The sequence below is a fragment of the Limosilactobacillus sp. genome (genome assembly GCF_051873035.1).
In the GTDB taxonomy this organism is placed as follows: domain Bacteria; phylum Bacillota; class Bacilli; order Lactobacillales; family Lactobacillaceae; genus Limosilactobacillus.
In genome coordinates this window covers 25,612-36,587 of record NZ_JBJEEL010000023.1, presented here as the reverse complement: position 1 = coordinate 36,587, position 10,976 = coordinate 25,612, and the positions used below count along the sequence as shown (strand labels likewise).

Sequence of the window (10,976 nt, the reverse complement as noted above, 5' to 3'; positions counted from 1 at the left end):
GAAAATTGCTGACCACCGTGTGCGTGTGATACCATGAAATTAATACTTTAATGACACGAGGGAGAAAAAATGGCAGTTTTAGATGTTGAAGGACTGACGATGAGCTATGCTGATAAGAAGCTCTACGAAGACGCCAGCTTTCAGTTGGAAAAACATGAACACATGGGGATTGTGGGCCAAAACGGGGCCGGCAAGTCCACTTTAATTAAAATCTTAATCGGGAAGGTCCTGCCAGTGGCGGGGAAGATTAAGTGGCAAAAGGGCGTTAAGATTGGTTACCTTGACCAGTACGTTGATATCCCGAAGGGGATGACGCTAATTGAGTTCTTACATACGGCTTTTGCCGACCTGTATAAGTTAAATGACCAGATGAACCAGTTGTACCAGGACTATGCGAGTCAGATGGACGATAAGTTGTTGACGCGGGCCGGCCAAATCCAGGAAAAACTCGACGCCAATAACTTTTACGAGATTGAGACCGCAATTGACCGGGTGATGAATGGCCTGGGCCTGACGGAAATTGGTAAAGAGCACGTCGTTTCGGAAATGAGTGGGGGCCAGCGTTCTAAGATTATTCTGGCTAAGATGTTGCTAGAAAACCCGGACGTGATCCTACTGGACGAACCGACGAACTACCTCGATACCGCCCATATTGAATGGTTAATCGATTACTTAAATGACTACGATGGTGCGGCCATGATTATCTCGCACGACTATGACTTCCTAGAGCAGGTTACTAACACCATCTGTGACGTTTCTTTCAATAAAATCACCAAGTACCGTGGCAGCTTCCAACAGGCAATGCGGCAAAAGGAAGAACGTAAGGAGGCCCAGGAACGGGAATACGAAAAGCAACAGGTCGTCATTGAAAAGGCCGAGCGCTTTATCCGTAAGAATAAGGCTGGCTCTAAGTCAACAATGGCCAAGTCCCGGGAAAAGATGCTGGCCCGGATGAAACGGGTTGACCCGCCGGCCGATAACCTGAAGGCCGTTTTCCACTTCCCGTATGAAAATACGGGGTCCGCTAATGCACTTCGGGTTAATAAGTTGTCCGTCGGTTATGGCCGTCCCCTCCTGGCCCCGGTCACCTTCTCGATGACGATGGGCGAAAAGCTGCTCTTCACCGGGTTTAATGGTGTGGGTAAGTCGACGTTAATCAAGTCGATTCTGAAAAAGATCCCAGCACTGGCCGGTTCGGCGACCTTCTCACCGTCGGCCAAGATTAACTACTTTGACCAGGACCTGGAATGGGATGATCCTCAATTGACACCTCTTCAGACCATTCAAAACCTCTTCCCAACGATGCAGCCGCGGACAATTCGAACGAAGCTGGCCCGGGCGGGAATTAACGCTGCCAATACCCAAAAGCCGCTTCATTTACTGTCAGGTGGGGAACAGACTAAGGTTAAGCTGGCGATCCTGGAGTTAACACCATGTAACTTTTTGATCATGGATGAACCGACCAACCACCTTGATGATGAGACCAAGGATGGATTGAAGAAGGCCCTGCAAGAATTCCCTGGTAATTTAATTCTGGTCAGCCACGAAGAAAGTTTTTACCGGGGCTGGCTAGATAAGGTGCTTAACGTGGAGAAGCTGAGTTTGAAAAAATAGGAGGCGGGAACAATGCCGTACACGATCTCGGAGCTAGTGGTCTTCTTCTTTACCTATTCAGTGATTGGCTGGTTATGGGAAACGGTCTACTGTTCAATCAAAGACCACCACTATGCCTACCGGGGCTTTTTATTTGGGCCCTATTGTCCAGTCTATGGTTTTGCCATTACGACAATCCTGGTAACTACTTATCGGGTGCGCAATAACCTGTTTTGGTTGTTTGTGGTGGGGATGATCGTGGCTAGTCTCTTTGAGTATTTTGCCAGTCTCTTTTTGGAAAAGGTGTTTCACATGAAACTTTGGGATTATTCCCAGCTGTGGGGAAATCTCCAGGGGCGAATTGCACCGGCCATCTCACTCTTTTGGGGGATTGGCGTCGTGTTGCTGGTTCACTTTATTCAGCCCTTTGTCCAGGAAGTTATTAACTGGGAAGAGATGTGGACGCACGGCTTCTTAGCCCTCTTTATTACTGTTGGTATGGGGACCGATACGGTAATGACGGTCTTCAGCATCAGACATTTCCACATGACGACCAAGCAGTGGGATCAACGAATTAATGCCTTCCAGGAACGACTACGGCAACGGCTGCAAGCAGCGTCGGAACCGGAAGAACGAGCGTTGCGGAGACAGCAATTGGCCGATTGGCGCCAGTCCTTTATTGACCGCTTGGAGGAAGGTTCTAGTCGTCGCCTGAACTGGAACGAGCGGCGGTTAATTAAGAGTTTCCCGCGGATGAAGGTGCTCGATGCCAAACGCTTTAATCAGGTTAAGCAGGACCTGTTAAAAAAATAGTTTGAATATTTAGCAAAAAAAAGTTAAAGATCAGGTAAATTGACTGTAGTTTACCTGATCTTTTTTTATAATGGGATGCAATTGATAAGGGAGGAGGCCCAGTATGAAAACCAAGAAGCAAAATATCGTAATCATTGTGGTTGCCGTTCTCGCATTAGTAGGGATCATTACGGGCCTGGTGATTAACTACCAGCACCGGCGATCCGCCACACCAGAACAACACTCAACGGACATTACCACCACGCAGTTTATTAAACAGGTTGCTCCGGCGGCCCGTCAGGAGCAAAAGCGGTACCATGTCCCAGCTAGCATCACAATTGCGCAAGCGGGCCTTGAATCTAACTGGGGACGGAGTCGATTAGCTGCTAAATACAACAACCTCTTTGGAATTAAGGCCAATTCAAAGCAAAACCGCGTTCGGATGTACACCACGGAAAACGTGAACGGGAAAGATATTCAAGTTAAGCAATACTTCCAGACCTATGATAGCTGGGCAGACTCAATTCGGGCGCACACCCTATTAATCGTTAATGGGACAGCCGATAACCATGACCGTTTTAAGGCGGTTACCACGGCACAAAATTACCGGCAGGCGGCCCTAGCCTTACAACAGGGTGGCTATGCAACGGACCCGAACTACGCTAGCAAGTTGATCTATGCGATTAGAAAGTATAATTTGAGCCAGTATGACCACTAAAATCTTTTCACTTATGTAATAAAGGTGGACGAGGAAAATAATATTTTCCGGTCCACCCTTTATTTTTAATTCAATTCAGTTTCGTTTCCGGTGACGCGTTGCCGACGGAAGTGGTGGAATAATAGACCAACCACCAGGCCAACTAATGCGGGTACCAACCATGACAGCCCCATGCTAGCCAATGGGAGGGCACTTCGCCAGCTGGCAACAGCCTGTCCAAAGTGACTAGCACTGACAACGGCGGGGAAGGCGACTACCATATCACCAAGGGCCGGAACGACGGTAAAGAGGACTACGAAGAAGTAAACTACGCCATCGCGGTTAAACAGTGGTGAAGCAACTGACAAGAGGATAAGGACCATTGCCAGCGGGTAAAGGAACATCAGCATAGGGGTTGACCAGGCGATGATTTGGTCCAGGCCAAAGTTAGCGGTCAAAAACGAGGCCAGGCAGCTAAGTGCTAACCAGGTGTGGTAACTCACCTTTGGGAAGTGCTTATGGAAGTCCTGGGCAAAGGCGGCTACTAAACCAACGGCGGTTGTCAAGCAGGTTACGGTTAACAGGAAGGCCAGGAGAACCTGCCCAAAGGCACCAGCATAGGCGTTAACCAGTTGGTTGAAAGCGACACCACCATCGGCGGAAACCTTAAAGCGGCCGAGTGACATGGCGCCCATTAAGATCAGGAGTAGGTAGATCAGCCCGATCCCACTAACGGCGAGGACACCGGACTTAGCAACGACCTTAGAAACGTCCTTGGCCCGCCGCTGCCCCATTGAGCGAACCGCGGTGACCACGGTAACCCCAAAGGCTAGTCCGGCAAGGGCATCCATGGTGTTGTAGCCTTCTAGGAAACCATTGGTTACGGGCCCATGGACATATGCACTCGTAACGGGTGCCGTGGCCGGGTTACCCAGTGGCCGTGCAAAGGCAACTACGAAGACGAGGAAGAGAAGTGCTAAGAAAACGGGATTCAAGACCTTACCGACATTTGCCAGAATGTCGTTTTCCCGGTAAGAAAAGGCGAAGGCGGCTAAAAAGAAGAGTGCTGAAAAGAGCAATAATGCCCAACCCTGAGCGGCCTTAGGAAGAAACGGTGCTACCCCAACGGTAAAGGAAACGGTCGCGGTTCGTGGCGTACCAAACAACGGCCCGATGGTAGCGTGAATAAGGACCATGAAGACGAGGGCAAAGACGGCACCGAGTGGGCGACCGATGTCGTAAACCCCCTCAGCCCGGGTAACTGCGACTGCAAGAACGGACAGCAGTGGTAGTAAAACCCCGGTAACGAGAAAACCAAGGGCGGCGGGGGCCCAATTCGCACCGGCCAGTTGGCCTAGGTGAAGCGGGAAAATTAAGTTCCCGGCACCAAAAAAGAGGCCGAATAGTAGCGAGGCTACGACTAAGTACTGCTTGAATGAAAGCTTAGGTGATGTTAAATCACGCATAAGAAATCCCTCCTAGAATGCTAATAATTACTTTGACCCCAATAAAAAAGTCCCTTAACCAACTGACATTGGTTAAGGGACGCTTGAGCGTGGTACCACCCTATCTTTTAGCCTGCTATTTTAGCGGACTCTTCACGTACGGCTAACTAGCGATACGCTGACACGATAATGGGTGCTACCACCTAATCTTACTGGATTTTAAGATTAGGACTCGAAAGTGATTTTCACCCCGCTGTTTAACTATCTCCTTACACCTCACGAGACTCGCTGTAGTTGCTGGTGGGATTACTCTTCTTTCTCATTGCGATCGAATAATTAAATTGTTGTTTATTATTCTAATTAAAATCTCATAAAAGTCAACAGTTAATTTGGCCAATTAGGAATTAATTGATTTCTTCACTAGCACTAGCGTAGGCGGGATCACCGTTCAGTGCCCGGCCAATTGCCCGTTCAACCGCGGTATTGGAGGTTACGTTAGCAATTGCCAGTGGCTTGTCATAACGTTTAGCGTGGTGGTTGGCTAACTGGCTAATCCGGTGGTGAATTGCGTCGATGCAGACGACGACGAAGTCCGCATTTCTAATTTCCCGCTTGAGGGTACTCGAAGAAACCTTTTCTTCGGCTGAAGCATCGAGACCATGGAAGACACCGTGGTGTTTAGTAATAACCGGCTTAAGTCCCTGGACCTTATCCCGGATACCAGTGATTACAAGTACCGTCCGTTGCTTAAGGTCATAGTCGAGCTTCTTTTCGTAATCGTGCCGTGGATGGGAAACGGTCTTAACCTTCTTTGGCTTCGGGGCCTGCTTGGTGGTGTCATAGTCAGTCTTTTCATGAATCCACCGAATAGAACCATCAGCTGCGTCTTTCAGCCCGTTGCCCCGGTCGTAGTAGGCAAAGTCAATTACCATTCCGGCCTTAAGGTTGCGGCCCGGGTACTTAAAGGGATCTACGACGACCGTGTTTTCAGGGGCCTGGTCAAGAATGGAGTTCTTCTTCAGGGTGCTGCTGATTTGCAAGACGTCAGAACCGGGAACCGCCGTTAGTTGGGCGTATTCTAGGACCGCGATCTTATCCGGTTCGTAGTCCGGAAGGTGGTCACTGGTGACCCGGCGGATGGCGGGGAGACCACGTACTTTTTGATCATAGTCTAGTTCTACGACGTCGCCATCTTCAACCGGGAAGGGAAGGTGGTGGAGGATCGCCTCGGAGTAGTAATGGTGGTTAATCTCGGCACCCGAAAGCTTACGGTGGACGAGGTAGCGGTTATCGGCGGCGAGACGCTCCTCCGGGGTGATTTCCTTCGGGGCCTGACTTTCGACCGGACCGCGGGGGGATAATGCCGGCCGGGTTGGCTCCTTGCTTGTTGCCGGTCCCGTCAGGAGGGAACGAAGCTGCTTTTTAGCTTCGGTTGGTAGCTCCTGGGTACGGGCAAGCGGGCGTTGGTGGAAACGGTGCTCCTTGTTTACTGGGGTCGCTGGCTTAGTATCCGTTTCGACATAGTGGTTTAAAATATTTAGAATAGTGGTCAGACTACGTTGGGTTTGAAGCAGACTTTGGGGATCACTGCTGGTATTTTGCAGGAGGTCGATTAATTCCTGCCGGTAGTCATAAATTTTCATTTGGCATGTTCCTTTCTTAGACTCATTGCTTCAATGATACCAAGTTAAAGTGGCGCTGTCAGGTTAAACGCAACGTTGATACTTGGTGAAGGGTGAAAAAACGGTATAATAATAGATATTAAAGAGATAAGGTGGTCATTAAAGATGGTTAAACGGTTAATTAAACTTTTTTCGCACAATGATTTAGATGGGTTTGGGGCCCCGATGTTATTAACGGCAGTTCAACCCACCATGTTTGCCGACGCTGAATTTGATATGACTAATTGTGGCGCTGGTCGTATTGATGAGACCTTTGCCCGTTGGTTAAAGACACCGGAGGCTAACCGCTTCACTGATGTTTATATTATGGACATGACACCGGATAGTGAATATACTTTCCAGCAGTTAAATGCCAACTTCGCCAACCATTGGCTAGTCTTTGACCACCACGAAAGTGAAGAGGGACTGCGGCAAAAGTACGCTGCTAATTCGGTCCAGCCGGCCAACCCACAGGTTAACCCGAGTGCGGCAAGCCTGGTTTGGGACTGGTTAACTCAGCAGCCCCACTTTAATGACCTACCGGAAGAGCGGCGGCAAGAGCTGGCTTACTTGGTTGAATTGATCCGGGCCTATGATACCTGGGACTGGCAAAATGATCCTGATATGGCGGACACGGAACGAACCGCGGCCGATGACCTCGACCAGCTGTTTTGGTTCTACCCCCTCCAGGATTCGGCAACCTTCATGCTCGATGTCTTTAAAGCCGGCTGGGCAAAATACCGGGATGCTAATAAACTCCTGATTAAAACGCTGAATGAACGCAGGGCGAAGTACCTTAAGAGCCACCTTAAAGATGTCTTGAAGACCAAGCTCGACGGTCACCAGTTTGGGATCGTGTATGCCAGTGACTACAAGTCTGAAATTGCCCATGAGCTGTTGGAGCAAAATCCGGAAGTAGACGCAGCCCTGGTAATTAGCCCCGTTAGTGTCTCACTGCGGAGTAATGGTAAGCTGGACGTGGCGAAGTTTGCTGAGAAGTACTTTGGTGGCGGGGGTCACGCCGATGCCGCTGGTGGTCGCCTGGCGGTTAACCCAATCCAGGTTGGTGAACAGGCGGTGGCCGATGACCTTGCGCAAACGATTAAAAACCAGGCCAGTGAACAGCAATCGACCGAAAGTACCCTGGCCGATAACCTTGACCCGGAAGTGGCTGCCAAGATGGCCGCGCTGTTTAAAAAGAAATAATAATTAAAGGGGGGTGAGAACTCCCCGCAAGTATAAATAGGCCTCAAACGTTCGGGCTTTTCCGAATGCTTGAGGCCTATTTGTGTACCGTGCTGTTGACTTTGGATTTATATAATAGGGTTAAGTCACAGCCCGGCCGTTTACTTAAGTTAGATTTTTAGAAGGTCCATGGGACTAGTTAGTGGGTAGTCAGCATCTTTGATTTCGTCAGGATTGGCCGACCCGTACAGGGCCCCGGCAAACTTGGTGCCAGCCGCTTGGGCAGCCCGGAGGTCATTGATCGTGTCACCAACGTAAACGGACCGTTCAGGGGTACTCCCCAGCCTTTCTACGGCCGCTAAAATGGGTTCGGGAGCCGGCTTATGCTTGCTCGTGTCCGATGAGGTGATAGCCGCATCAAATAGTTTGGAAAATGAGTACCGGCTAGCAAAGTGATCATACTCGGAACGCAATTTCGAGGTGGCGACACCTAAACGATTACCCTTAACCGCTGCCAGTTCAGTCAGTGCCTCGGGGATGTGTTTGAGGATCTTCACCCGGTCTTCACGTTGGTAAGACAGGTTGAACCATTCTTTCTGGATTGGCGTAATTTCAGCGGGCCGCACACCAAAGAGCTTGAGGGCATCTGCCCCGGTAATCCCAAAGAGGCGTTTCATGGTTGCCGCCTCATCTTTGGGGGCCACGTGGTAGCCGTGCTTACGGAGTGTTTCAATCATTGCGGGCATGTACATATCGAAGGTATCGATTAGGGTACCATCAATATCGAAGATAAAAGTATTAATCTGCGACATTTTGTTTTTCCTTTCTGTGCTGAATCCATTTATCAAATTCAGCAACTAACATGATAAGCGCCGAGAAGACGATGACAGCGAGCCATTCAGTGATACTAATGCCCGTTACGTGGAAGGCCGCCTGCATAAATGGTACGTAGGTAAGCAGTAATTGGAAGGCCAGCATAACCCCGATAACTCCCCAGGCCTTCCCGGTAATATTCTTAACCTGGCCAAGAGCATAACGGTCAGACCGGATACTGAAGAAGTAGAAGAGTTTGCTGATGACGATCACGTTGATCATCATCGTTGTGGCGTTGAGCCGACTCGAACCGTGGCCGGTAAACCAATCGTAGGAAACCAGGGCAAAGATCGCCATTAGGGCGGCAACGTACCCCATTTGGATCAGGTCATGACGCTTCATCAGACGGGCGGAAACGGGACGTGGTGTTCGCTGCATCAATCCCGGTTCGGCCTTTTCAAAGACAAAGGCAAACTGGATGGTGATGGCCGCTACCAGGTTAATCCACAGCAGTTGAACCGGCTGCAGGGGAACCTGCTGGGCGGTTAAGATGGAGAAGGCGACCACGAGTCCTTCGGCAAAGGAGGTCGGTAACAAGAAGAGGATACTTTTTCTAATGTTATCGTAGATCCGGCGACCTTCTTTGATAACCGCTGCCATGGTAGCAAAGTTATCATCCCCGAGGATCATATCGGCCGCATCCTTGGCTACATCGGTTCCCTTAATCCCCATGGCGACCCCAATATCAGCCTGCTTAAGGGCCGGGGCATCGTTGACCCCGTCACCAACCATGGCGGTAACCAGCTGGTCGCGTTGCAGGGCGTTAACGATTTCCAGCTTATTTTGGGGTGTCGTCCGTGCAAAGACCTGGTTGTTCTTAGCAGCTGCGGCTTGTTCGTCCGCGGAGAGCTTATCCCACTCCGCCCCGGTAATGGCGTGAATCTCACCAGGAGCGAGTCCCAGTTGTTGGCCGATTGCCCGGGCAGTTTGGGGGTCATCCCCCGTAATCATTTTAACCGCAACACCAGCCTGGTTCATCGTCTTCAGGGCGGCGATAACTTCTTCCCGGGGGGCATCCTGGAGGGCGGCCAGACCGAGCAGGTGAATTCCCTGGTAGAGGTGTTCATGCTCTACTTCGAGGAGGTTTTCGCCTGCGACTGGTTGGTAGCCGAGGGCAATGACCCGTTTACCTTCTCGTGACCAATCATTGACCCGCTTTTGCCACTTAGCATGGTCAAAGTCCGGATCAGCCTGGGCAGCCATTTCAAAGAGTTTGTCGGGCGACCCCTTCACAAAGATCACCTGCTGGTTGTCGGCGGTGTTCTTAGTTAACTCCGCGATGTAACGGTAGTCCGAGTCAAAGGGAAGGAGGTCCAATGGTTCATAAGTGGAGTGGTAGTCCACGCCTAGTGCCTTCTGGTATAGGGTTAAGAAGGCCCCGTCGGTCGGTTCACCATTGATCACCCACTGGTCACCTTCCTGGGTAAGGACGGTATCGTTAGCCTGGAAGCCCGCCTCCAACAGGAGTTTTAACTGCTTGTCGAGGCTAGCGGGTTGATCATTGGTCAAAATTTGACCAGTTGGTGCATAACCGGTCCCAGTAACGGTGTAGTGCCGGTCACCGGACCATAGTTCGATAGCCGTCATCTCATTTTTAGTTAGGGTCCCCGTCTTATCAGTTGCAATAACATCAACTGAACCAAGGGTTTCGACGGCCGGCATGGACTTAATAATGGTTTGGTAACGCTTGGCCATCTTGGAAACCCCGAAGGCGAGGATGACCGACGTGGTAGCGGGCAGCCCTTCGGGAATGGAACCGACCAGCATGGCCACTACGGCCAGTGCCAGTGCAGGTAGTGAGTAAATTTGTAAGAAGAAACCGACGATAAAGATAATCACGGAACCGCCAATGGTAATGTAAGAAACGACGGCACCCACGTGGTCAATCTCCTTAGTCAGCCGCGTCTTCTTCGGCTTTATCTGGGCGACCTCTTGCGAGATTTTACCGATTTCCGTGTCTTCACCGGTCGCCACGACGATTCCTAGACCGCTTCCGCTGGTTACAGAGGTCGAAGAATAGGCCATGTTAACCCGGTCAGCCAACGGAACGTCATCATCGGTCAGGGCCTCATCAGTCTTGATGACTGAATTGGTTTCCCCGGTTAGGGCCGATTCTTCAATCCGCAGGTTCTCAGCGGAAACAATCCGCAGGTCGGCGGGAACGTTATCCCCGGCTTCCAAGAAGACGACGTCGCCGACAACCAGGTCGGCCGCATTAATGTCCTGGCGTTGACCGTCACGGTAGACGGTGGCATGCTGGGCCATCATTTCTTGAATCTTGGCAAGCGCATTGGCGGCGCTGGTTTCTTGAAAGTAACCGATGAGCGAATTTAGGATTACTACAGCCATGATCACGATGGCATCTGTATAGTGCCCGATCAGGACCGTCAAAAGGGCCGCAACCAGCAGTATATAGATGACGATATTATTAAATTGACGCAGGAAAATTTTCCACTTAGGAGTGGGTTTAACCTCCAAAACGTTCTTTCCGTCCGTAGCTAGTCGCTGTTGTGCGGCTTGGCTGGTGAGCCCGGTGGTCAATTCTGTTAAGTGATTATGCTGTTTTAATTCGGCAACGGTTAATTGGTAAGCTTTTTTCATTTATTAAATCCCTCAATAGTTAGTAAAGCAACATTACGGCAGCCGGTTAACGGCAGGCGGTGAGTGTGGCCTTATTGTTTATGCGGTGATTCCCTCCTGTCTAGTCGTACTTACTAATAATATCCTACC

The 10,976-nt window shown here is 50.3% G+C and carries 8 protein-coding genes and 1 other annotated feature; of the genes, 4 read left to right on the top strand and 4 right to left on the bottom strand.

Annotated features, from left to right (window positions below; all coding sequences use genetic code 11):
* Positions 1-69 precede the first annotated feature (69 nt).
* From ACI31H_RS02525 to ACI31H_RS02515, 3 genes are all read left to right on the top strand, one after another.
* Positions 70-1,614, top strand: coding sequence for an ABC-F family ATP-binding cassette domain-containing protein (locus ACI31H_RS02525; protein ID WP_439770425.1), 1,545 nt, complete (start codon positions 70-72; stop codon positions 1,612-1,614).
* 12 nt (positions 1,615-1,626) lie between these two features.
* On the top strand, positions 1,627-2,406 hold the full coding sequence (locus ACI31H_RS02520) for a putative ABC transporter permease (protein ID WP_439770424.1): 780 nt from the start codon (positions 1,627-1,629) through the stop codon (positions 2,404-2,406).
* Between the two features lie 103 nt (positions 2,407-2,509).
* Positions 2,510-3,103, top strand: a complete 594-nt coding sequence (locus tag ACI31H_RS02515; RefSeq protein WP_439770423.1) for a glycoside hydrolase family 73 protein — start codon at positions 2,510-2,512, stop codon at positions 3,101-3,103.
* Positions 3,104-3,168: 65 nt separating this feature from the next.
* On the opposite strand, the gene brnQ is transcribed toward ACI31H_RS02515, so the two are convergent.
* Positions 3,169-4,548: a branched-chain amino acid transport system II carrier protein gene (gene brnQ / locus ACI31H_RS02510; protein WP_439770422.1), complete on the bottom strand. Its 1,380-nt coding sequence runs from the start codon at positions 4,546-4,548 to the stop codon at positions 3,169-3,171.
* A 72-nt stretch (positions 4,549-4,620) separates the two neighbouring features.
* Positions 4,621-4,859: a binding site (T-box leader), on the bottom strand.
* Between the two features lie 72 nt (positions 4,860-4,931).
* The gene (locus tag ACI31H_RS02505) at positions 4,932-6,170 is read right to left on the bottom strand and encodes a DUF2325 domain-containing protein (RefSeq protein ID WP_439770421.1); all 1,239 of its coding nucleotides are present in this window, start codon (positions 6,168-6,170) and stop codon (positions 4,932-4,934) included.
* Between the two features lie 144 nt (positions 6,171-6,314).
* Between ACI31H_RS02505 and ACI31H_RS02500 the strand changes: the two genes are divergently transcribed.
* Positions 6,315-7,394, top strand: coding sequence for a DHHA1 domain-containing protein (locus tag ACI31H_RS02500; RefSeq protein ID WP_439770420.1), 1,080 nt, complete (start codon positions 6,315-6,317; stop codon positions 7,392-7,394).
* Positions 7,395-7,543: 149 nt separating this feature from the next.
* Here ACI31H_RS02500 and ACI31H_RS02495 read toward each other — a convergent pair whose 3' ends face one another.
* Both ACI31H_RS02495 and ACI31H_RS02490 read right to left on the bottom strand, forming a co-directional pair.
* Complete coding sequence (locus ACI31H_RS02495) at positions 7,544-8,185, bottom strand: HAD family hydrolase (protein ID WP_439770419.1); 642 nt, start codon at positions 8,183-8,185, stop codon at positions 7,544-7,546.
* The gene (locus ACI31H_RS02490; RefSeq protein ID WP_439770418.1) at positions 8,172-10,847 is read right to left on the bottom strand and encodes an HAD-IC family P-type ATPase; all 2,676 of its coding nucleotides are present in this window, start codon (positions 10,845-10,847) and stop codon (positions 8,172-8,174) included. Before ACI31H_RS02490 ends, ACI31H_RS02495 begins: the two co-directional genes overlap by 14 nt.
* Positions 10,848-10,976 lie beyond the last annotated feature (129 nt).

Excerpts from the sequence above, each read along its gene's own strand:
- ACI31H_RS02505 (WP_439770421.1), bottom strand. The coding sequence starts at position 6,170 with ATGAAAATTTATGACTACCGGCAGGAATTAATCGACCTCCTGCAAAAT.
- ACI31H_RS02495 (WP_439770419.1), bottom strand. The coding sequence starts at position 8,185 with ATGTCGCAGATTAATACTTTTATCTTCGATATTGATGGTACCCTAATC.
- ACI31H_RS02490 (WP_439770418.1), bottom strand. The coding sequence starts at position 10,847 with ATGAAAAAAGCTTACCAATTAACCGTTGCCGAATTAAAACAGCATAAT.
- ACI31H_RS02515 (WP_439770423.1), top strand. The coding sequence starts at position 2,510 with ATGAAAACCAAGAAGCAAAATATCGTAATCATTGTGGTTGCCGTTCTC.
- ACI31H_RS02500 (WP_439770420.1), top strand. The coding sequence starts at position 6,315 with ATGGTTAAACGGTTAATTAAACTTTTTTCGCACAATGATTTAGATGGG.
- ACI31H_RS02525 (WP_439770425.1), top strand. The coding sequence starts at position 70 with ATGGCAGTTTTAGATGTTGAAGGACTGACGATGAGCTATGCTGATAAG.
- ACI31H_RS02520 (WP_439770424.1), top strand. The coding sequence starts at position 1,627 with ATGCCGTACACGATCTCGGAGCTAGTGGTCTTCTTCTTTACCTATTCA.
- brnQ (WP_439770422.1), bottom strand. The coding sequence starts at position 4,548 with ATGCGTGATTTAACATCACCTAAGCTTTCATTCAAGCAGTACTTAGTC.